Source organism: Streptomyces camelliae (assembly GCF_027625935.1).
In the GTDB taxonomy this organism is placed as follows: Bacteria; Actinomycetota; Actinomycetes; order Streptomycetales; family Streptomycetaceae; genus Streptomyces; species Streptomyces camelliae.
The window spans coordinates 3117764-3139605 of sequence record NZ_CP115300.1; the positions used below are offsets into that span (position 1 = coordinate 3117764).

Below are 21842 nucleotides of genomic sequence, written 5' to 3' on the forward strand. Positions count from 1 at the left end.
ATAGAGCGGGAGTCAGTCTCACTGACTCCCGCTCTATCTCGTTGTCTCTCGCTGGCCGCGCACCATCTGCGATACACGCGCCACACCTCCGACACACCACGTGTGGACGCCACGCGGCGGGGTTGCGTCCTGGGAAGTGGTGTACGGGTTCGACCTGATCCGGGGGTTTGCTCCCGCGTCGGGGTGACGCCCGCATAGATGAACGGCCACCGGCTGATCTTCGAGATGTCGAGTCACGAAGGAGATCAGCACGATGACCGCACCCGACAGTCTGCCCCTGCACGCCCTCGCGGAGGACAACCTCGCAGCGGCGAGTCCCGATCTGCTGCGCGCGATGGTCAAGACGTTCGCGGACGCGCTCATGTCCGCCGAGGCCGATGCCCTCTGCAATGCTGAATACGGGCAGGTCAGCGACGAGCGAGTCAACCATCGCAACGGGTATCGCCTTCGCGAGTGGGACACCCGCGCGGGCACCGTCGAACTCGCCGTTCCCAAGCTGCGTCAGGGCAGTTACTTCCCGCACTGGCTGCTGGAGCGTCGCCGCCGGGCTGAGCAGGCCCTCATCAGCGTGGTCGCCACCGCCTATCTGCTCGGCGTCTCCACCCGCCGAGTGGAGAAGCTCGCCGAGAGCCTGGGCGTCACCCAGCTGTCGAAGTCCCAGGTCAGCGCCATGGCCAAGCATCTCGACGAACAGGTCGCCGCGTTCCGCAACCGGCCCCTGGACGCCGGCCCCTACGCGTTCGTCTGGGTGGACGCGCTCACGCAGAAGGTTCGCGAGGGCGGCCGCATCATCAACGTCCACGCGCTGATCGCGGTCGGCGTCAACGCCGATGGGCACCGTGAGATTCTCGGCCTGGACGTGGCCACTGCCGAGGACGGCGCCGGCTGGCTGGCCTTCCTGCGCTCCCTGATCGCCCGCGGCCTATCGGGCGTCCAACTGGTCATCTCAGACGCGCACATGGGCCTGGTCAACGCGATCGGGGCCACCCTGCCCGGCGCGAGCTGGCAGCGATGTCGTACTCACTACGCCCGCGCGTTGCTGAGCCAGGTGCCCAAGTCGGCCCAGCCGTGGGTGGCCACGCTGCTGCGGACCGTCTTCGAACAACCCGACATCGATGCAGTCCAGTCCCAGATGCGGCACGTCCTGGACGCATTGGAGGCCAAGTTCCCCAAGGCGGCAGCCCACTTGGACGCCGCTCAGGGCGATGTGCTGGCGTTCACCGCGTTCCCGCGCGAGATCTGGCGGCAGATCTGGTCGAACAATCCGCAGGAACGGCTCAACAAGGAGATCCGCCGCCGCACCGACGTGGTCGGCATCTTCCCCGACCGCACCGCCCTGATCCGCCTGGTCGGCGCGGTGCTGGCCGAGCAGAACGACGAGTGGACCGAAGCCCGCCGCTACATGGGACTCGACCTGCTGGCCAAGGCCCGCCTCCACCCGATCGAGTCAGAAACCGACGACACAGTCATCCCGACGGAACTCACCGCATAGCCTCAAAGAAGAGATCACCGAGTGGCCGTCGATACACCACTCCCGCGGACGTGACCCGCGCACGATGGCGTCCCACCAGGTGGTGTAGCGGATCAAGCAAGTGGAACGCCCAGGTCGCGGCCCTGATCGCCTTTGCCTGACAGCCTGTTGGGGCTCACGCCGCCGCGACCGGCGACAACTGCTGGGCACCTCATGGCGGGACGTGCCTGTCGGACCCAGGGCCGGAGTCGACGGGTCATGATCGGCCACACCACGACCGGCACGACCGGGGACGTGGCCCTTGGCTGACCAGGCGTTTCACGGTCGCTGACCTCCGGCGGTGGCAGCCGAGCGGGCGAGCGGGGTCGAACTGGGGGCCCCTGCGACGGCAGGACGGCAAAGTGCGTGACGCAGGTATTCAGTGCTCACAGAGCGTCGCAACTCCATGATCACAGAACCTGTGCCTGTCACGTCTGCGGGCGAGCCTGCATGCCGCCTGCTGCGCGAACCTCTTAACTGAGCAGATCATCGTGCCGACGCGCCTGGTCAATGTCCGTGGCCGAGGTGCAGCCTCGACCGCCCCGGCACCTGGGCGGGATTGTCACTGAAGAGCTTCACCGGTGAGCCCCGTGGCCGTATCCCGCCGGCCCTGGTGACGGCGCCCTGAGAGTCGAGCAGGCACCGTGGGGCGCCACTTGACAAAGCTAATCCCCTTAGCCACGCTCTACCCCATCGGCTAATCTCTATAGCTTAAAAGCTATTGTCATTCACCCAACCGTGGAGGAGGCTTCCGTGACAACACGCGCGACGCCCGAAGGCACGTCCCGCACGCGCTACCTGACACGTCCCGGCGGACGGATCGCCTATGACGTCACCGGGACAGGGCCGCTGGTGATCTGCGCGCCGGGGATGGGCGACGTGCGCTTCGTCTACCGCCGCCTCGTGCCGAGGCTGGTCGAGGCGGGCTACCGGGTGGCCACCATGGACCTGCGCGGCCACGGCGAGAGCGACGCGACCTTCGATGCATACGACGACCCGGCCACCGGCGAGGACCTCCTGGCCCTGACCGGACAGCTGGACGGCCCCGCCGTTGTGGTGGGCAACTCGATGAGCGCAGCAGCCGCCGCGTGGGCCGCGGCCGAGGACCCCGGCGCGATCGCCGGCCTGGTGCTCATCGGCCCGTTCGTACGCGATGTCCCGATCGGATGGGCCGCCCTGCTGGCGCTGCGGATCGGCCTGCGCCGGCCCTGGGGCCCGTCGGTCTGGACCAGCTACTACGCCAGGCTCTACCCGGGCCTGAAGCCCGCCGACCTGGCCGACCACCAGGCCCACATCCGCGCCGCCCTGGCCCGTCCCGGCGCGTGGCGCGCCTTCTTGGCCACCACGCACACCACCCACACCGCGGTCGAGGCCCGCCTTGCGCAGGTACAGGCGCCCACCTTGGTCGTCATGGGGGAGGCCGACCCAGACTTTCCCGACCCGGCCGCCGAGGCCCGCCTCGTCGCCGGCCGGCTGAACGGCCGGACGCTCCTGGTCCCGGGCGCGGGACACTACCCGCAGGCCCAACACCCCGACCTGGTCGCTCCCGAGATCGCCCGCTTCCTCGGCGAGGTGCTGCCCCGTGCCTAGGCCCGGCCTCAATCTGGAGATCGTGGTGGCCGAAGCCGCCCGACTCGCCGACGAGGTCGGCCTGGACCACCTGACCCTGACCGCCCTTGCCCAACGTTTCGGCGTGGCGACACCGAGCCTCTACAAGCACGTGGGGGGCCTCGACGACCTGCAACGCCACATCGCCACGCGCGCCGTACGCGAGCTCGGCGACGCGATGGCCGCCGCCTCCGTCGGCCGGGCCCGAAGCGACGCGCTGCGCGCCATGGCCGATGCCTACCGCGACTACGCCCGCGCCCACCCTGGCCGCTACGCCGCCACTCTGCACGCCCCCGGCGCCGCCGACACCGAGCACATCACGGCCAGCGACGCCCTGCTGCGCACCGTCTTCGCCGTACTCCACGGCTATGACCTCGGCGACGACGACCTGGTCGACGCCACCCGGGCCATCCGGGCCATGCTGCATGGCTTCGTCGCACTAGAGGCGGCGGGCGGCTTCGGGATGCCCCAGGACATCGAACGCTCCTACGCCCGCCTCATCGACACCCTCGACACCGTCTTCACCGCCTGGGCCTGAGCGCCCGTCCCCTCCCACGCCACCGGAGCCCGCAGTGACACACCCGCCCTCCTCGCGCCTGCCCGCCCTGGCCTTCGGCCTCGCCGGCGCACTCTTCGTCCTGTATCCCGCGATCAGGCCGTTCTCCGACGAGAAGTCCCTGCAGGGAGCCGCGGCGTTCGCGTCGTCCTCATGGATCCTCGCGCACACCCTCGCCATCGCGGCGTTCGTACTGCTGGTCGTCGGAATGCTCGGCCTGTACCAGCACCTGCGCGACGCCTCCGCCGGAAGCAGCGCCCTGCGAGCACTCGTACTCAGCTGGATCGGCGTCGGGCTGACCCTGCCCTACTACGGGGCCGAGGCCTTCGGCCTGCACGCCATCGGCCAGGAGGCCCTGCGGCGCCGGGACCCCAGCCTCGTCCCGCTCTCGGACTCGGTCCGCTTCGGAACCGGCATCGGACTCATCATGGCCGGGCTGATACTCCTCGCCGTGGGCGCCGTCCTCTTCGCCACCGCACTGTGGAGATCGGAAACGTTCCCCAGATGGAGCGGGCTTCCCCTCGCCGTCGGATTCGCCCTCTACATCCCACAGTTCGCTACGCCCCAGCCCGTACGGATCGCACACGGCCTGCTGGTGGCGATCGCCTGCCTGCTCCTGGCCTGGGGCTTGTTGAGACAGCGGTCATGGAAAAGCGAGTCGGCCATGCGGCGGTCGGCCGCACACCGCCTCGTACGCCTGGGGCGCAGGGCGAACGCCTGAGCCAGTCGCCGAAGAGGCACGCACACGCGGTGGCCCTGGACGACCTCGCCCATCGCGCGCCTGCCGACCCAGTGGCGGCGCAGTGCCGAGATCGTGCCGGCGTTCGCGTGTTGTGCTGTACACCAACAACGGGGCAGGGCTGCGGGATGGTCGCCTGGGGCTGATGCGGAGGCAAGCATGGCTCCCGGTGATCATGAGGTGTTGAGTCCCTGATCACCACGACGGAGGACCGTGCCTGCCCGCTCGTCCTCGCCCATCCCGGGCCCTCTGGGCCAACTCACCGACGCCGCACCGGCCGCACCTGATGACCTCCCCGGCCTGCTGACCTGCCTGGCTCAGGTGCCCGATCCACGGCGGGACCAGGGCCGGCGACACCCACTCTCTTTCGTCCTGGCCCTGGCCGCGTGCGCGGTCCTGGCCGGAGCGAAGTCCTTGGCCGCGATCGCGGAGTGGGCCGCCGACGCCCCGCCCCACGTCCTGGCCCGGCTCGGTGGCCCATGCCGGGAGCCGGACCGCGGCCCCGTCGCCCCGGCCGAGGCCACCGTGCGTCGTATCCTCCAGCGCATCGACGGCGACGCCCTGGATATGGCCGTCGGAAGTTGGCTCGCCGGGCGCGAACGCGCCGACGGCCAGGAGCACAACGACAGCGACCGGCCCCTGCCCTCCCTCGCCGTGGACGGCAAGACCGTGCGCGGTGCCCGCCGCACCGACGGCACCCAGGTCCACCTGCTCGCCGCGATGACGGAAACCGGCCTGGTCACCGCCCAGCGCGAGGTGGACGGCAAGACCAACGAGATCACCGTCTTCCAGCCCCTGCTTGCCCCGCTCGACCTGCACGGCACGGTGGTCACCTTCGACGCCCTCCACTCGCAGACCGCCCACGCGCGCTTCCTCGTCAAGGACAAGCACGCCCACTACATCGCGCTGATCAAGGGCAACCGGCCCACCCTGCACCGGTGGCTGAAGGCCCTGCCATGGCGGGAGGTGCCACTCCTGGACAAGACGCGGGCCATCGCACACGGCCGCGACGAAATCCGCCGGATCAAGGCCGCCGCCGTCACCGGGATCGCGTTCCCATACGCGGTGCAGGCCGTCCAGATCGTGCGCCGCCGACGGATCATCACCACCGGCAAGGTCACCCTGGAATGCGTCTACGGGGTGACCGACCTGACCGCGGAGCAGGCCGACGCAACCGAGATCGCCCGCCGCGTACGCGATCACTGGGGCATCGAGAACAAGATCCACCATGTCAGGGACACCACGTACGCCGAGGACGCCTCACGCGTACGCACCGGCACCGCTCCACGTGCCATGGCATCCCTGCGCAACCTGGCCATCGGCGCTCTCCGACTCGCCGACCAGACGAACATCGCCGCTGGACTCCGCCATCACACCCGCGACGCCAACCGTCCACTGATCACCCTCGGCATCACGTGATCAATCAGGACAGGTCACCTGAACGACGCGGCCCTGCTCACGAGGGCGCGCCGTGGCCCACTGTGAACCCGCTCCCTGCCTGATACGCACTATCTGCGATACAGGAGAACACCGCACGCCTCCCGCGATCAAGGAACCTGCTGCTCAGAGCCCATTTGCAAGCTGAACTCTGATTGTGCTCCGGAGCCGTGTGCGCAGGTTCGAATCCTGCCGGGGGCACCCAGCATGAGGTGCCCAAAGACCCCGTCACCAGCGGAAACGCTGAGGCCGGGGTCTTCGCGTGTGTGCAGGCAGGTGCCTGGCCTGATCACACGACCCGCAGGTGATCTCTGTTGGCCGTGGTTGCCCGTGGCTGTCATTGACCACGCGGAAAGCCGACGGCGCCCCGCGCTCCCCCTCAAGCCGTCCGCTTGCGCGCCGCAGCCTTCTTCGTCGCCGTCTTCTTCTCCCCAGCCTTGGCCACCGACTTGGCCGTCTTGGCCGCCGTCTTCTTCGCTGTCGTCTTCTTCGCCGCCGTCGTCTTCTTGGCGGCAGCCGTCTTCTTCGTCGCCGCCGTCTTCCTCGGCAGCCGTCTCACCTCGGCCTCGCCGCCGGGGGGCACCTCGCCGCGGGACTCCTTCGCCGCCCGGACGCTGTTCTCCAGGGCCGCCATCAGGTCCAGGACCTTGCCTCCCGGGGCCGGGGCCGGGGCCTCGGGCGGGGCCTCGCCGGCGGCCTTCGCGGCGATGACCTCCTCCACCGCCTCCCGGTACTCGTCGTGCAGGTCCGCCAGGTCCACCTCGCCGAGGGTGTCCATCAGGGCGTCCGCGAGGTCCAGTTCCTTGTCGCGGATGGTGACGTCGACCTCCGGGGCCACCCCCTGCGGCGCGCGGACCTCGTCCGGCCAGAGCAGGCCGTGCATGGCGATGGCGTCGTCGACCACGCGCAGCATGCCGAGGCGTTCGCGGCCGCGCAGGGCGTACTTCGCGATGGCCACCTTGTTGCTGCGCTTCAGGGCCTCCCGGAGCAGGGTGTACGGCTTCGCCGCCGGGGCTCCGCTCGCCGCCAGGTAGTACGCCGCGTCCATCTGGAGCGGGTCGATGCGGTCGGCCGGTACGAAGGCGACGATCTCGATCGTGCGGGCGGTGGGGATGGGCAGGTGGGAGAGGTCCTCGTCGGTGATCGGGATGATCGTGCCGTCCGCGTCCTCGTACCCCTTGCCGATCTCCTCGCCGCCGACCTCCCGGTCCTCCAGTTCGCAGAACTTGCGGTAGCGGATGCGGCCGCCGTCCTCGGTGTGGATCTGGCGGAAGGAGATCGCGTGGCTCTCCGTGGCGTTCACCAGCTTGATCGGGATGCTGACGAGACCGAAGGAGATCGCGCCGTTCCATATCGACCGCACGTGCCGCACCCACCCTTCCCCTGCCAATTACACCGGTTTCAACCGTTTCTCTGGGATTGTCATCCTATGACGCCTATCACGGAGGTGGAGGGGCGGCGGGTCGCGCTCAGCAACCTGGAGAAGGTGCTGTATCCGCAGACCGGCTTCACCAAGGCGGAGCTGGTGCACTACTACGTGACCGGCGCCGGCGTGCTGCTGCCGCATCTGCGGGACCGGGCCGTGTCCTTCCTGCGTTATCCCGACGGCCCCGAAGGGCAGCTGTTCTTCGCCAAGAACGTGCCGCCGGGTACGCCCGAGTGGGTCACCACCGCCGAGGTCCCGCGGTCGGAGGGGCCGGCCCGGATGGTCGTCGTACAGGATCTGGCCAGTCTCGTCTGGGCTGCCAATCTCGTCACCGAGTTCCATACGCATCAGTGGCGGGTGCAGGACCCCGAGCGGGCCGACCGGCTGGTCTTCGACCTCGACCCCGGACCGCCCGCGACCGTCGTCCAGTGCTGTGAGGTGGCCCTGTGGCTGCGGGAGCGGCTCGCGGCGGACGGGATCGAGGCGTATCCGAAGACGGCCGGGTCGAAGGGGCTGCATCTGCTGGCGGCCGTGCGCGGCGCGTCCCCCGAGCGGACCAGCGAGTACGCCAAGGCGCTCGCCGTGGAGGCCGAGCGGGCGCTGCCCCGGCTCGTCGTGCACCGGATGACGAAGAGCCTGCGGCCGGGGAAGGTGTTCGTGGACTGGAGCCAGAACGCCGCGCGCAAGACCACGGCCACGCCCTACACGCTGCGCGCCCGCCCGTACCCCTACGTGTCCGCCCCGGTCACCTGGGAGGAGGTCGCGGACTGCCGCAGCGCCGGGCAGCTGGAGTTCCAGGCCGGTGACATGGCTCCCCGCCTCCAGCATCACGGGGACCTGATGGCGCCCCTGCTGGACCCGGAGACGGCCGCGCCCCTCCCCTGACCCGGTCCGGTCCCCCTCCTACACCCTCCCCCACGTGTTCCGGTCCCGCGCCATCCCGTGCAGGGCCTCCACGTCCGCCGGCTTCAGCACCCCGCCGAGCCGGGCCAGGTCCGCCAGCTCGGCGTCCTGGAGGATCCGTACCGCGCGCGGCCGGCCCGTGACGGTCACCTCGGCGGGGCCCGCCAGGGCCAGGACCGGGCGGACCTCGGCGGTCAGGGCGTAGGAGGCGCGGTCGGCGTCCGCGCGCAGCCGGCGCAGGAGGGGCTCGGGCTCGCGGCGGCCCACGGTGACCATGGGGTCGGCGACCAGGACGCGGCTCTTGCGGGCGTACAGGGCGTGGACGGCGAACAGGCCGCCGGGGCCGAGCAGCAGGTGGTGGATGCGGTCGCCGCCGGGCAGCGCTATGGAGTGCAGGGTGTGCCAGCCGGCGCCCTCCAGGGCGTCCAGGGCCTGGCCGACGGTCTGCTCGGCGGCCAGGGCGCGGCGGCGCGGGTCGGGGCGCAGCCGGTGGGCATGTCCGGGGTCGCGGTCGAGGGCGACGAGCAGGGCCTCGCCGGGGCGGTTGGGCGCCAGGTCGTCGTCCGGGTGCAGGGTCAGCCGGGCCAGTTCGGCGGGGGTCGGTACCGGGGGCGGGCCCACGGTCACCGGGCCGGTCAGGAAGGGTTTCAGGGCCTGGAGTACGTCGTCCCTGCTGTCCTCGCCGAGCAGGTTCACCCGGCCCGTCTCCCGGTCGTACCAGGCGACGTTGCTGCCGTCCGGGCGGCAGACGTACAGCCGTTCCCGGCCGTGCCGATAGGCCGGCACCACGCGCAGTGCGTTCATGCGCCATCACCCCTCGACCATGGGAACAGGCGGGGTGCTCCCGGGGCAAGAGCGGTTACCTTGGAGAACGGCCCTGCGAGGGGGAGTTGGGGAGGCGCCGTTGCGGATCCGCGGAAGGCAGCCCGACGTACCGCCTCCGGAGCGTCCGTGGAGCGAGATCGTGCCGGGCCTGTGGATGGGCGGGCATGAGTTCCGGGGCCGTTCCGGGCGGGTGGAGCCGGTCGTCGTGCACGACGAGTTCGATGTGGTGCAGACACTGCTGCGACTGCCGGGTTACGGGCCCGATCCGGGCGTCGAGCACCACGTGTGGCCCATCCCGGACGGTCCGCTGGACGGGACCCAGCTCGCCGGGGTGATGCGGCTGGCCCGTGCGGTGAACGAGGCGCTGGACGCCGGGCGCCGGGTGCTCGTGCGCTGTTACCACGGGTACAACCGGTCCGGCCTGCTCATCGCGCACGCTCTGGTGCAGCGCGGCCATGCTTCCCCGGACGAGGCGATCCAGCTGATCCGGGCCCGGCGCTCGGCGTGGGCGCTGCACAACGAGCTGTTCGTGGAGTACCTGCGCGCGGGACTGCCGACCGTCCGACTGCTGGAGGAACTGGCCGAGTAGCCTCTCTCCCAGCGCCGCCTCGGCGGCACAAAAAGGACTTTCCCAGGAAACTACGAAACTACGACCATTCCGTACTGCGCATAAGGTGTACGGGATCCCGAACAGACCCCGACGCCCCAGGAGCCCCGTGCCAGCCCGCCGTCCCCTGCGTACCGCCCTCACCGCGGCCGCCGTCGCCCTGCTGTCGGTGACGGCCGCGGGCTGTGGCGACCGGGGCGGACTGCAGGCGGCCGGGCCGACCCCGACCGCGATCAGCCCCGCCAAGCTCTGGCCCGACCTGCGGCCGGCCTCCAGCCCGGCCTACCCCTACGCCGTGGCGACCCGGTCGGTCGTCAAGGGCGTCAAGGTCCCCGGTGACGACATCCGCAAGGTGGACCCGGTGGCCGTGGTGGAGGCGGAGATCAAGGCCGAGCCGGACGACTACGGCTCCAAGGGGGCGTACCACGCGACCGTGGACCGGCTGAAGGACTGCCGGGCCGGCGGCGACACGGCGCGCTGCCCGCTGCTGACGCCGTACTACCGGGACCTGACGGGCGACGGCCGGGAGGATCTCACGCTCGGCTTCCGGCTCTACCCGACCAACCAGACGGCGGTGCGGGTCTACACCGTCGAGAAGCACCGGCTGGTGCAGGTGCTGGCCGACAACGACGCGATCCTCGGGGTGGAGCTGGCCGGCCGGTCGCTGATCGAGCGCTCGCCGGCGGACGTCTCCGGCTACGAGTACCGCACGACCTGGGTGTGGGATCCGGGGCAGCGCGCGATGGTGTTCTCCCGCGACGAGTATCTGCACACCGGTGACGGCCGCAAGGCCCAGAAGCCGTCCGCGTCCCCATCCGCGTCCCCGTCCCCCTCCGCCTCCCCGGCGTATCCCTCCCCGGCGGGCAACCCGTGAAGCCCGGTCTGCCAGGGTGGGCCGGGCCGCTCGCCGTGAAGGCGGCCGTGTTCATCACGGTGATGTGCTGCGCGCTGGCCGCGCTGCTCGGCGTCCTGGTGCATGTCTCGGTGACCAACCAGACGGTCGACCAGGCCCGCCACCAGGCCCTGTCCCGCCTCGCGGACGCCACCGAGGCGTACGAGGCCGGGGACACGCTGCTGCCGGGCGCCGGGGTCGACCCCGAGGGGCTGCCGCCCGCGCTGCGGACGCTGGCGGCGTCCGGTCAGCGCGGCACGATCGTCTCCACGCACAACGGGCGCCCCACCATGTGGGCGGCGGGCCCGGTGGCCGGGCGCCGGGCGCTGGCCGTGGAGGTCGACTACTCCCAGCAGGCCCGCACCATCGCCGGCCTCGACAACTCGATCCTGTGGTCGTCGGGCCTCGCGATCGGGGTGACGGTGCTGGTCGGCGTGTTCGCGGTGACCCGGGTGACCCGCCGGCTGCACGCCACCGCGCGTGTGGCCCGGCGGATCAGCACGGGTGACCTGGACGCGCGCGTGGACGATCCGCTGACCAGGGATCCGTCCCGGCCGCAGGACGAGGTGGCCGCGGTCGCGGCGGCCCTGGACACCATGGCCTCCACGCTGCAGAGCAAGCTGCTGAGCGAGCAGCGGTTCACCGCGGACGTGGCGCACGAGCTGCGCACCCCGCTGACCGGGCTGCACGCGGCGGCGGAGCTGCTGCCGCCGGGCCGGCCGACGGAGCTGGTGCGGGACCGGGTGGCGGCGCTGCGCACGCTCACCGAGGACCTGCTGGAGATCTCCCGGCTGGACACCGGCCGGGAGAAGCCGGCCGTGGGCACCGAGGAGCTGGGGGCGCTGGCCCGGCGGGTGGTGCGGGCGTCGGGCACCGACACGGAGGTGCGGATCGTCCGGAGCGCGCGGGTGGAGACCGACCGGCGGCGGCTGGAGCGGGTGCTGGGGAATCTGGTGGCCAACGCGCACAAGCACGGGGGCCCTCCGGTGGTCCTGACGGTGGACGGGCCCGTGGTGACCGTACGGGATCACGGCAGCGGGTATCCGGGGTACCTGGTGGCGCACGGGCCGCAGCGGTTCCGTACGGAGGGCGGCGCCACGGGGCACGGGCTGGGGCTGACCATCGCCCTGGGGCAGGCGGAGGTGCTGGGGGCGCGGCTGGTGTTCGCCAACGCGCTGGACGGCGGGGCCGTCGCCACGCTGATCCTGCCGGTGGACGAGGAGCGGTAGAGCTCGAACACAGCCCCGCGTTCCTTCGGGGCGCGCCCATGGCCCACAAGGCGTCCCATTTAGGTAGGTTCCGGGCATGACCAAGGCCGGAACCACCCTGGCGGCGGCGCAGGCTCCCGCACCCGTCGTACGTCTCCCCCGGCGCCGTGGCATCGAACTCGCCCTGATCGTGCTGGCCGTCCTGCTGTCCGTGTACGGCTACTGCGCGGTGGGGCTCGCGCGGACCGGTACCGTTCCGCCCGGCGCCGCCGGCTACGGCGCCGGGCTCGGGGTGCTCGCCCTGGCCGCGCATCTCGCCGTACGGCTGCGGGCGCCGTACGCCGATCCGCTGCCGCTGCCGATCGGGGTGCTGCTCAACGGGATCGGCCTGGTCCTGATCTACCGGCTGGACCTGGAGACACCGGGCGACCGCGCGGCCCCGGCCCAGCTGGTGTGGTCCACGCTCGGGGCCGGGCTGTTCATCGTCGTCGTGCTGGTGCTGCGCGACCACCGGGTGCTCCAGCGGTACGCGTACGTGTGCGTGGCCGCCGCGCTCGGCCTGCTGGCGCTGCCGATCCTCTTCCCGGCCGTCAACGGCGCCCGCATCTGGATCCGGCTCGCCGGATTCTCCATCCAGCCGGGCGAGTTCGCGAAGGTGCTGCTCGCGGTGTTCTACGCCGCCTATCTGGCGGCCAACCGCAACGCGCTCGCGTACACCGGCCGCCGGCTGTGGCGGCTGCAGTTCCCGACCGGGCGGGTGCTCGGGCCGATCGTCACCATCTGGCTGCTGAGCGTGGGCGTGCTGGTCCTGGAGCGGGATCTGGGCACCTCGCTGCTGTTCTTCGGGCTGTTCGTCGTCCTGCTGTACGTCGCCACCGGGCGCACCGGATGGATCGCGGTCGGGCTGCTGCTGGCGGTGCTGGGCGCCTGGGCCGTCGGCCGGTTCGAGCCGCATGTGGGCGGGCGGATCGAGGACTGGCTGCATCCGTTCCACACGATCGACGCCGGGATCGGGCCCAACCAGCTCTCCCAGTCGCTGTTCGCGTTCGCGGCCGGCGGGGTGCTGGGTACCGGGCTCGGGCTGGGGCACTCCGTACTGATCGGCTTCGCGGTGAAGTCGGACTTCATCCTGGCCACGGCGGGCGAGGAGCTGGGGCTCGCCGGGCTCGCGGCGATCGTCCTGCTGTACGCGCTGCTGGTGGAGCGCGGCTTCCGGGCGGGCCTCGCGCTGCGCGAACCGTTCGGCCGGCTCCTCGCCGTCGGGCTCGCCGCGCTCCTCGCCCTCCAGGTGTTCGTGATCGCCGGCGGGGTGAGCGGGCTGATTCCGCTGACCGGCATGGCGATGCCGTTCCTCGCCCAGGGCGGCTCCTCGGTGGTGACCAACTGGGCCATCGTGGCGCTGCTGATCCGGGTCAGCGACTCGGCGCGCAGCCAGTACGACGGGCGGGAGGCCCCGTGAGGGACCATCGCGACCACGGCGACTTCGGTGGCTTCCCCGAGGGCGGGCGGCCCATGGCCCGGTACATCCGGCACGCGTGCGGGTTCTGCGCGCTGCTGCTCGCCGCCCTGCTGGTCAACGCGGCCCGGGTGCAGGTGGTGGAGTCGGGCGTGTACGACGGCAATCCGGCCAACCGCCGTGCCACGATCGCCCGTTACGGCCAGCCGCGCGGCGACATCCTGGTCGGCGACGAGCCGGTCACCGGATCCACCGACACCGGCGAGCAGCTGCGCTACGAACGGGCTTACAAGGACGGCCCGTTGTACGCCCCGGTGACCGGATTCTCCTCCCAGCGGTACGGCACCACGTTCCTGGAGCACGCCGGGGACGGGGTGCTCTCCGGCACCGACCCGATGCTGTCGGTGCTGCCGCTGTGGAACGACCTGACGCGCCGGCCCAGTCGGGCCGGGAACGTCGTCACGACCCTGAACCGGGCCGCGCAGGAGGCGGCGTACCGGGGGCTCGCCGGGCGCAAGGGCGCGGTCGCCGCGATCGAACCGGCCACGGGCCGGATCCTGGCGCTGGTGTCGAGCCCGTCGTACGACCCCGGGCAGCTGTCCGGCAACGGGGAGGCGGTGACCTCGGCGTGGGAGCGGCTCAACCACGACCCGGAGAAGCCGATGCTCAACCGGGCGGTGCGGCAGACCTATCCGCCGGGCTCGACGTTCAAGGTGGTCACCGCGGCGGCGGCGCTGGACGCGGGTGTGGTCACCGACCTGGACGAACGCACCGACTCCCCCGACCCCTACCGGCTGCCGGGCACCGTCACCCGGCTGACCAACGAGGCCGACGGCTGCCGCGACACCTCGCTGCGGGACGCCTTCGAGTGGTCCTGCAACACGGTGTTCGCCAAGCTCGGCGTGGACGTCGGGGCGCGGGACATGGTCGGCACGGCGCAGGCCTTCGGGTTCAACGATGCCGGGCTGCGCATCCCGTTCGCCGTCGCGCCCAGCACCTTCGACCCGCACCTGGACCGGGCGCAGCTGGCGCTGTCCTCGATCGGGCAGTACAACACGCGGGCCACGCCGTTGCAGATGGCGATGGTCGCGGCGGCCGTCGCGAACGGCGGGCAGCTGCGCTCGCCGTACCTGGTGGAGCGGACCACCCGGCACAGCGGGGAGACAGTCGCCGGGAGCGGGATGCATCCGGTGCGGCAGGTGATGAACCCGTCGACGGCCACACGGCTGAAGGAGCTGATGACGGACGTGGTCCGGGAGGGCACCGGCACCCGGGCGGCCATCCCCGGCGCCCTGGTCGGCGGCAAGACCGGCACCGCACAGCACGGCGTCGGCAACTCCGGTGTACCGTACGCCTGGTTCGTCTCCTGGGCGCAGGCCGACGGCACCCTGGAGCCGCGGGTGGCGGTCGCGGTGGTGGTGGAGGACGCCTCGGCGGACCGGGGCGAGATCAGCGGCGGCGGGGACGCGGCGCCGATCGCCCGGGACGTGATGCGGGCGGTGCTCGGTCTGTGAGACGGGGGTGCCGGTCCCGGCGGGGGCCGACCTACCGTTCGGTCATGACGCAGACTTCCGCCGCGTACGAACTCGCCCAGGTCAACATCGCCCGCCTCAAGTTCCCTCTGGACTCGCCCCAGTTGACGTACTTCGTCGACGCGCTCGACCCGGTGAACGCGGTGGCGGACGCCGCGGACGGGTTCGTCTGGCGGCTGCAGAGCGACTCCGGCAACGCCACCGACATCCCGGTCCTCGGTGACGAGTGGCTGATCATCAACATGTCGACGTGGCGGGACACCAACGCGCTGACGGCGTTCATGTACCAGGGCCGGCACCGGGAGTTGCTGGCCCGTCGGCGTGAGTGGTTCGAGAAGCTGGAAGAGGCGACGGCCGTGCTGTGGTGGGTGCCGGCCGGCCACCGCCCGACGGTCGCCGAGGCGGAGGACCGGCTGCTGCACCTGAGGGCGCACGGCGCGACGCCGTACGCCTTCACGCTCCGTACGTCGTTCCCGGCCCCCGAGGGGGCTGCGGTCAGCCGATCGGCTTGATCATCTCCGAGCGGACCTGGAGGGTGAGCTTCGCGTACATCGTGAGGTCCACGTCGGACGGGTTCTGCGTGGCCGACTTGGGGGTGACGGACCCCACGGCGGCCCCCGTGTTGCCGTCGTTCCAGGCGCACATGGGGTAGGTCAGGGTCTCGCCGAGCTTCTTCTGGGTCAGCACCTCGCAGCTGACCGTGGGCGAGCCGCTCTGGGTGAAGTCCTTCCGCGCCACCGCCACCGTCACGCCGTCCGCATCGGAGGCCCCCTTCAGCATGTTGTCGCGGGCCTCGTCGGCGTTCTTGAACCGGCCGTACATGCCCGACACCACCAGGGTGCCCCGGGTCGCGTCGCCACCCACCCGGTAGGTGGCGACCACGGCGTGGACGTCCTTGGCGTCCCAGGCCCCGTCGGCCTCGTCCTCGATCTTCTTGCCCTCGGTGTCGGAGAGGTCCTGGGCGAGCTGGAACCTCCCGCCGACCAGCGTCTTCGGGAGGACGAGCTTGTTCTTCGCCTCGGGGAAGCCGCTGCTGACCACGGCTCCGAGCAGGATGAGCCCCACGACGATCAGCGTGACGACACCGCCCACGATCCCCAGGATCAGTCCGACCCGGCGCTTCTTCGGCGGCGGGGCCATGGGCGGCGCGCCCCAGGCCGGGTAGGGCTGCGGCGGGTACGGCTGGGCTTGCGGGTACGGGGAGCCGTACGGGCCGGGGGCAGCCTGCGGCGGGCCGTACGGGGACTGCTGGCCGTAGGGCTGCTGCTGGTCGTACGGGGACGGCTGGCCGTAGGGCGGCTGCTGCCCGTACGGCGGCTGCTGCGGCGGCCCGTACGGCGGCTGCGGCTGCGGCGGTGGCGGAGGCATGGACACGCCAGCACGCTACTGCACCTGGGTGAACGTGCCGCCACCGCCACCGCCACCGCCACCGCCACCTGGATGCTCAGCCCTCGGCGGCCCCCGCCTCGACGGCCTCCTGCACCTCCGCCACCCGCTCCCGCTCCTCGGCGGCGAAGCGCTCCGCGTCCAGCTGGTCGGCCAGTTCCTCGTCCTGGGCCATGAGCAGGTCCAGGTTGGCGTCACCCAGGTCGAAGACGCCCATGTCGAGGTAGGCCTGCTGGAGCCGCTTGCCCCACAGACCGATGTCCTTGACGCAGGGCACGATCCGGCTGAACAGCAGCTTGCGGAAGAGCTGGAGGAACTCGGAGCGCTCGCTCAGCACCTCCGCCTCGGCCCTGGGGATGCCGAAGTTCTCCAGCACCTCCTCTCCCCGCAGCCGGTCGCGCATCAGATAGCAGCCCTCGATGACGAACTCCTCGCGCTCGCGCAGTTCGGCGTCGGTGAGCTGCTTGTAGTAGTCCCTGAGTGCCATCCGGCCGAAGGCCACGTGCCGGGCCTCGTCCTGCATGACGTAGGCCAGGATCTGCTTGGGCAGCGGCTTGTTCGTGGTGTCCCGGATCATCCCGAACGCGGCCAGCGCGAGCCCTTCGATGAGCACCTGCATGCCCAGGTACGGCATGTCCCACCGGCTGTCCCGGAGCGTGTCGCCGAGCAGGGACTGCAGGTTGTCGTTGATGGGATAGACGAGCCCGATCTTCTCGTGCAGGAACCGGGCGTAGATCTCGGCATGCCGGGCCTCGTCCATGGTCTGGGTCGCGGAGTAGAACTTGGCGTCCAGGTCGGGCACCGACTCCACGATCCGCGCCGCGCAGATCATCGCGCCCTGCTCGCCGTGCAGGAACTGGCTGAACTGCCAGGAGGCGAAGTGCCGGCGCAGCTCGCCCTTGTCCTTGTCCGTCATCTTGTCCCAGTACGGCGTGCCGTACAGGGTCATGGACTCCTCGGGGGTGCCGAGCGCGTCGTACGGATCGACCTCCAGGTCCCAGTCGATGCGCTTCTGCCCGTCCCACTGCTTGTCCTTGCCCTTCTGGTACAGGGCGAGCAGCCGGTCGCGGCCGTCGTCGTACTCCCAGTTGAACCGGGCCGCGCCGCTGGCGGGCACCTGCCAGAGGTGGTCACCGGGGTCGTTGGCGTACAGGTCTTGGGTCGGCATACCCCGCAGGCTCACATGTAGACGCGCGGTCAACAAGTCATGTGCAAGGGATTGACGGCCTTGCTGACAGGCAGTCTCATAAGGCAAGGACGACGTACCCCCGGTAACGAGGTGAGGGAGCCATGACGACGCTGACGGAAGCGGACGCGCTGGACGGCCTGCGCGATGCGCTCGGCCTGCTCAAGGACCGGGAACAGGTGGCCGAACGGCTGCTCGTCTCCTCCGCCAAGCACTCCTTCGACCCGGACAAGGAGCTGGACTGGGACGCGCCCTTCGAGGAGGGCAAGTGGTTCTGGCCGCCGGAGCTGGTGTCGCTGTACGACACGCCGATGTGGCAGCGGATGAGCGAGGACCAGCGGATCCTGCTCTCCCAGCACGAGGCGGCGGCGCTGGCCTCGCTCGGCATCTGGTTCGAGCTGATCCTGATGCAGCTCCTCGTCCGGCACATCTACGACAAGGCGGCGACGAGCGCCCACGTCCGCTACGCGCTGACCGAGATCGAGGACGAGTGCCGGCACTCGAAGATGTTCGCCCGGCTGATCTCGCACGGCGGCACGCCCTGGTACCCGGTCAGCCGGGCCCACCAGAACCTCGGCCGCGTCTTCAAGACCATCTCCACCACCCCCGGTTCCTTCACGGCGACCCTGCTCGGTGAGGAGGTCCTGGACTGGATGCAGCGGCTGACCTTCCCGGACGAGCGCGTCCAGCCGCTGATCAGGGGCGTCACTCGGATCCATGTGGTGGAGGAGGCCCGGCATGTGCGGTACGCGCGTGAGGAGCTGCGGCGGCAGATGCTGACCGCCCCCAAGTGGTCCCAGGAGTTCACCCGGGTCACCTCGGGCGAGTTCGCCCGCGTCTTCTCGGTCGCCTTCGTCAATCCTGAGGTGTACACGAACGTCGGGCTGGACAAGCGGGAGGCGATGGCCCAGGTGAAGGCGAGCGGGCACCGGCGGGAGGTCATGCAGACGGGGGCCAAGCGGCTTACGGACTTCCTGGACGATATTGGGGTGTTGCGGGGGGTCGGGCGGCGATTGTGGAGGTCGTCGGGGCTGCTGGCGTAGCGGGAGCATGCCGACCTGAAGGGGCGCGGGGCTGTATCGATGTGCGGCTGCGCCGCGTGGGGCTCGACCAGCCACAACGAGTCGGCGGACAAAAGACGGCCCCCCGAGCGGAGCGATTAGGCTGACGGCCATGACCCCGGCCGCCACCCCCGCCTACCGTCGGCTCAGTGTCGAGGAGCGACGCAGCCAGCTCCTCGCCGCCGCGCTCACCCTCTTCGCGCACCGCGCCCCCGAGGACGTGTCGCTGGACGACGTGGCGGAGGCGGCCGGAGTGTCGCGGCCGCTGGTGTACCGGTACTTCCCGGGCGGCAAGCAGCAGCTGTACGAGGCCGCGCTGCGGTCGGCCGCCGAAGAGCTGCGGCAGTGCTTCGACGAACCCCTTCAGGGGCCGCTGCTGCGCCGGCTGTCCCGGGCCCTGGACCGCTATCTGGCCTTCGTCGACGAACACGACACCGGCTTCAGCGCGCTGCTCCAGGGCGGCAGTGTGGTGGAGACGTCACGGACCACGGCCACCGTGGACGGCGTACGCCGGGCCGCCGCCGAGCACATCTACCGGCATCTCGGCGTCGCCGAGCCCGGCCCCCGGCTGCGGATGACCGTCCGGATGTGGATCACGGCCGTCGAGGGAGCCTCCCTGATCTGGCTGGACGAGGACAAGCAGCCCCCGGTCGAGGAGCTGCGCGACTGGCTGGTGGACCAGTTCGTGGCCATGCTCACCGTCACCGCGGGCCGGGACCCGCAGACGGCGGCCCTCGTCGGCGCGCTCGCCGGGGATGGCCGAAACTGAACCCGTGAAGAGCCAGGAGACCCCCTTCGAGGGCGGCCCGATGGACGGTCGTGTGCTGTCCGTCATGGTCGGCCCGACCGGGCACCCCCCGAAGACGTACCGCATCCCCGTCCCGGACCCGGCCGGCGGCCCGCCGACGGTGCTGGTCTACCACCGGGTGCCGAGGGGTCACAGCAAGCGGCTGGGGATCGTCCAGGGGTGGAAGTACGTCTACGACCCGGACGACATCTCCGGCGGCAAGCTCCGGTGGCCCTGGTCGAAGCCGGCCGGCCGGCCCGCCACGCCGCTGGGCGGGCGGGACGACGCGAACGAGTGACAGACGTGGACCGAACCGCCCACACCCAGCGCGCGCCCCACACGGATGATCCGATTATCACGGTGCGATAGGAGGCGAACAGCCCGCCCGTCGGGCCCCCTCTCCGCACCGAGGTGATGACGTGTCAGGAATGCTTCTGCGCCTGGCCTGTACGACGGCGGTGGCGGCCCAGGCCGTCCTCGTGCCCGCACCCGCCGCGGCCGTACCGGACCCACAGCGTTCCGTCGCCCAGCTGCTGACGGACCTTCAGCAGCTGTACCACCAGACCGAGCAGGCCACGGAGACCTACAACGCGACCGCGGAGAAGCTGACGCGGCAGCGCGCCGAGGTGTCCCGGCTCGACGGCGAACTGGCCCGCGCCCGGCTCGCCCTCCAGGACAGCCGGGCCGACGCCGGCCGGCTGGCCCGCCAGCAGTACCAGAGCAGCAGTGGCCTCGGGCCGTACGTCCGGCTGCTGCTCGCCCCCGATCCGGAGCACGCGCTGGACGAGGGTCATGTCATCGGCGAGCTGGCGCGCGAACGGGCCCGGACGGTGACCCGGCTGACCGCCACGGAGAAGGGCAGGGACGCCCTGGCCCGGGCCGCCCGCCAGGCCCTGGACATCCAGCTCACGCTCACCGACCAGCAGAAGAAACAGCACGACGACGTCCAGGGCAAGCTCGCCGGCGTGGAACACCTGCTGGCCGGCCTCAGCCCGGCCCAGCTGGCCGCGATCGCCACGCTGGAGCGGCAGAGCGTCACCGCGGCCCAGCAGAAGCTCGCCACCGCGGGCGCCCTGCCCACGGCCCGCGCCGCCTCCCCGGCCGGGGAGCGCGCGGTCCGCTGGGCCATGGGCCAGATCGGCAAGCCCTACGCGTGGGGGGCGGCAGGCCCCGACTCCTACGACTGCTCGGGCCTCACCGCCCAGGCCTGGTCCCGGGCGGGCACGCCCATTCCGCGCACGAGTCAGGAGCAGTGGCAGCGGCTGAAGCGGATCCGGCTGAGCGAGCTGCGCCCGGGTGACCTGGTGGTGTACTTCCCCGACGCGACGCATGTGGCGATGTACGTCGGGGACGGCAAGGTCGTGCAGGCGCCGAGACCGGGCGCGGCCGTCCAGGTGTCACCCCTGGCGTCGTACCCGGTGCTCGGTGCCGTACGTCCGGATCAGGCTCCCGCCACCGAGGTCAGGTAGGCCTGCGTCTTCTCCGGCTCGTAGAAGAAGTTCTCGAAGTCCGCCGGGTCGTTGAAGGCGTTGGCGAAACGGTCCGCCACCGGCTGGAGCTTCCCGGCCGCGCCGATGAGGTTCAGGATGTGCTCCGGCGGGGGCGCCAGCATCGCGTTGGTCCACTTGGTGACGTGCTGGGCGGTGCTCCAGTAGCGGTCGAAGGCCGCCTGCATCCAGGCCTCGTCGAACTCCTTGTCCCCGTGTTCGAGGATGGCGGCGAGGTACGCGGCGGCGCACTTGGACGCCGAGTTGGAGCCCTGGCCGGTGATCGGGTCGTTGGCGACGACGACGTCGGCCACGCCCAGGACCAGGCCGCCGCCCGGCAGCCGGCCGATGGGGTTGCGGACCGTCGGGGCGTAGCGGCCCGCCAGCGTGCCGCCCGCGTCCGTCAGCTCGACCTTCGTCGCCCGCGCGTACTCCCAGGGCGTGAACTTCTCCATGAGTTCCAGGGTCAGGGAGAGATGCTCGGCCGGGTCCTTGACGCCGTTGAAGACGTCGAGCGGGCCGCCGGGTATGCCCTCCCAGAACAGGATGTCCGCGCGGCCGGAGGTGGTGAGCGTTGGCATGACGAACAGCTCGCCCACGCCCGGCACCAGGTTGCAGCGGACCGCGTCGTACTCCGGGTGCTCCGGGCGCGGGCCCAGCCCGTGGACGTACGCCACCGCCAGCGCGCGCTGCGGCTCGCTGTACGGGGAGCGGGAGGCGTCGCGGCCGAACATCTGGACCAGCTCGCCCTTGCCGGCCGAGACCAGGACGAGGTCGTAGGCGCGGGAGAAGTAGTCGAGGTCGCCGACCGCCGCGCCGTGGATGACCAGCTGGCCGCCGCGCTGTGCGAAGGTCTCCATCCAGCCGGCCATCTTCACCCGCTGGTCGACGGACTGCGCGTACCCGTCGAGCCTGCCCACCCAGTCGATGGCCCGCTGGGTGGGGCCCGGGTCGTGCGAGCCGGGGGCGGCGACGGAGACGCCGAGTCCTTCGATCTTCGGGGCCTGGGACTCCCAGAAGTTCAGCTGGAGATCGCGCTCGTGCTGCAGTGCCGTGTCGAACATGCACTGCGTCGACATGACCCGGCCGGTGCGGATCTCGTCCGCGGTCCGGTTCGACATCAGGGTGACCTCGTAGCCGTGCGACTGCAGGCCGAGGGCGAGCTGGAGACCGGACTGACCGGCTCCGACGACGAGTATCTTCCGCATGCGGGTGGGGACTCCTAACGGGTACTGC

General features: G+C 71.2%; 21 protein-coding genes. 16 read left to right on the top strand and 5 right to left on the bottom strand.

Annotation, left to right across the window (positions count from 1 at the left end; translation table 11 throughout):
• Positions 1 to 253: 253 nt before the first annotated feature.
• The 5 genes from O1G22_RS14010 (at position 254) to O1G22_RS14030 (ending at position 5832) form a co-directional block, all read left to right on the top strand.
• On the top strand, positions 254 to 1492 hold the full coding sequence (locus O1G22_RS14010; protein WP_270079380.1) for an IS256 family transposase: 1239 nt from the start codon (positions 254 to 256) through the stop codon (positions 1490 to 1492).
• Between the two features lie 771 nt (positions 1493 to 2263).
• Positions 2264 to 3100: an alpha/beta fold hydrolase gene (locus tag O1G22_RS14015; RefSeq protein WP_270081661.1), complete on the top strand. Its 837-nt coding sequence runs from the start codon at positions 2264 to 2266 to the stop codon at positions 3098 to 3100.
• Positions 3093 to 3656: a TetR/AcrR family transcriptional regulator gene (locus O1G22_RS14020; RefSeq protein ID WP_270081662.1), complete on the top strand. Its 564-nt coding sequence runs from the start codon at positions 3093 to 3095 to the stop codon at positions 3654 to 3656. Before O1G22_RS14015 ends, O1G22_RS14020 begins: the two co-directional genes overlap by 8 nt.
• Positions 3657 to 3690: 34 nt before the next feature.
• Positions 3691 to 4395 carry a hypothetical protein gene (locus O1G22_RS14025; RefSeq protein ID WP_270081663.1) on the top strand — a complete coding sequence of 235 codons (705 nt, stop codon included), beginning with the start codon at positions 3691 to 3693 and terminating at the stop codon, positions 4393 to 4395.
• 231 nt (positions 4396 to 4626) lie between these two features.
• Positions 4627 to 5832, top strand: coding sequence for an ISAs1 family transposase (locus O1G22_RS14030; protein WP_270081664.1), 1206 nt, complete (start codon positions 4627 to 4629; stop codon positions 5830 to 5832).
• 397 nt (positions 5833 to 6229) lie between these two features.
• Here O1G22_RS14030 and ku read toward each other — a convergent pair whose 3' ends face one another.
• Positions 6230 to 7213 carry a non-homologous end joining protein Ku gene (gene ku / locus O1G22_RS14035; protein ID WP_270081665.1) on the bottom strand — a complete coding sequence of 328 codons (984 nt, stop codon included), beginning with the start codon at positions 7211 to 7213 and terminating at the stop codon, positions 6230 to 6232.
• Between the two features lie 66 nt (positions 7214 to 7279).
• Here ku and ligD point away from each other — a divergent pair, with 66 nt between their 5' ends.
• Positions 7280 to 8161: a non-homologous end-joining DNA ligase gene (gene ligD, locus O1G22_RS14040; RefSeq protein WP_270081666.1), complete on the top strand. Its 882-nt coding sequence runs from the start codon at positions 7280 to 7282 to the stop codon at positions 8159 to 8161.
• Between the two features lie 18 nt (positions 8162 to 8179).
• Here the strand turns inward: ligD and O1G22_RS14045 are convergent, their stop codons facing one another.
• Complete coding sequence (locus tag O1G22_RS14045; RefSeq protein ID WP_270081667.1) at positions 8180 to 8983, bottom strand: nuclease-related domain-containing protein; 804 nt, start codon at positions 8981 to 8983, stop codon at positions 8180 to 8182.
• A 100-nt stretch (positions 8984 to 9083) separates the two neighbouring features.
• On the opposite strand from O1G22_RS14045, the gene O1G22_RS14050 reads away from it, so the two are divergent.
• The 6 genes from O1G22_RS14050 (at position 9084) to O1G22_RS14075 (ending at position 15211) form a co-directional block, all read left to right on the top strand.
• Positions 9084 to 9593 (top strand): protein-tyrosine phosphatase family protein, encoded by a 510-nt coding sequence (locus O1G22_RS14050; protein WP_270081668.1) that lies wholly within the window; start codon positions 9084 to 9086, stop codon positions 9591 to 9593.
• A gap of 127 nt (positions 9594 to 9720) precedes the next feature.
• Positions 9721 to 10485, top strand: coding sequence for a hypothetical protein (locus O1G22_RS14055; protein ID WP_270081669.1), 765 nt, complete (start codon positions 9721 to 9723; stop codon positions 10483 to 10485).
• Positions 10486 to 10547: 62 nt separating this feature from the next.
• Positions 10548 to 11732 carry an ATP-binding protein gene (locus tag O1G22_RS14060; protein ID WP_428986486.1) on the top strand — a complete coding sequence of 395 codons (1185 nt, stop codon included), beginning with the start codon at positions 10548 to 10550 and terminating at the stop codon, positions 11730 to 11732.
• A gap of 76 nt (positions 11733 to 11808) precedes the next feature.
• Positions 11809 to 13170: an FtsW/RodA/SpoVE family cell cycle protein gene (locus O1G22_RS14065; RefSeq protein WP_270081671.1), complete on the top strand. Its 1362-nt coding sequence runs from the start codon at positions 11809 to 11811 to the stop codon at positions 13168 to 13170.
• A gap of 53 nt (positions 13171 to 13223) precedes the next feature.
• Positions 13224 to 14681, top strand: a complete 1458-nt coding sequence (locus tag O1G22_RS14070; RefSeq protein WP_270086412.1) for a penicillin-binding transpeptidase domain-containing protein — start codon at positions 13224 to 13226, stop codon at positions 14679 to 14681.
• A gap of 44 nt (positions 14682 to 14725) precedes the next feature.
• A complete protein-coding gene (locus tag O1G22_RS14075) occupies positions 14726 to 15211 on the top strand; it encodes a DUF3291 domain-containing protein (RefSeq protein WP_270081672.1) in 486 nt (161 codons plus the stop codon).
• Here O1G22_RS14075 and O1G22_RS14080 read toward each other — a convergent pair.
• Both O1G22_RS14080 and O1G22_RS14085 read right to left on the bottom strand, forming a co-directional pair.
• Positions 15195 to 16067, bottom strand: coding sequence for a hypothetical protein (locus O1G22_RS14080; RefSeq protein ID WP_333492482.1), 873 nt, complete (start codon positions 16065 to 16067; stop codon positions 15195 to 15197). The two genes, O1G22_RS14075 and O1G22_RS14080, sit on opposite strands and share 17 nt — an antisense overlap.
• Before the next feature lie 76 nt (positions 16068 to 16143).
• Complete coding sequence (locus tag O1G22_RS14085) at positions 16144 to 17253, bottom strand: ferritin-like domain-containing protein (protein ID WP_270081674.1); 1110 nt, start codon at positions 17251 to 17253, stop codon at positions 16144 to 16146.
• 122 nt (positions 17254 to 17375) lie between these two features.
• Between O1G22_RS14085 and O1G22_RS14090 the strand changes: the two genes are divergently transcribed.
• The 4 genes from O1G22_RS14090 (at position 17376) to O1G22_RS14105 (ending at position 20588) form a co-directional block, all read left to right on the top strand.
• Positions 17376 to 18314: an AurF N-oxygenase family protein gene (locus O1G22_RS14090; RefSeq protein WP_270081675.1), complete on the top strand. Its 939-nt coding sequence runs from the start codon at positions 17376 to 17378 to the stop codon at positions 18312 to 18314.
• 130 nt (positions 18315 to 18444) lie between these two features.
• Complete coding sequence (locus O1G22_RS14095) at positions 18445 to 19101, top strand: TetR/AcrR family transcriptional regulator (RefSeq protein ID WP_270081676.1); 657 nt, start codon at positions 18445 to 18447, stop codon at positions 19099 to 19101.
• 4 nt (positions 19102 to 19105) lie between these two features.
• Positions 19106 to 19417: a hypothetical protein gene (locus tag O1G22_RS14100; protein WP_270081677.1), complete on the top strand. Its 312-nt coding sequence runs from the start codon at positions 19106 to 19108 to the stop codon at positions 19415 to 19417.
• A 121-nt stretch (positions 19418 to 19538) separates the two neighbouring features.
• A complete protein-coding gene (locus O1G22_RS14105; RefSeq protein WP_270081678.1) occupies positions 19539 to 20588 on the top strand; it encodes a C40 family peptidase in 1050 nt (349 codons plus the stop codon).
• Here O1G22_RS14105 and O1G22_RS14110 read toward each other — a convergent pair.
• Entirely contained in the window at positions 20561 to 21814 is a 1254-nt protein-coding gene (locus tag O1G22_RS14110) for a styrene monooxygenase/indole monooxygenase family protein (protein WP_270081679.1), read from the bottom strand. The genes O1G22_RS14105 and O1G22_RS14110 overlap by 28 nt on opposite strands.
• Positions 21815 to 21842: the final 28 nt, after the last annotated feature.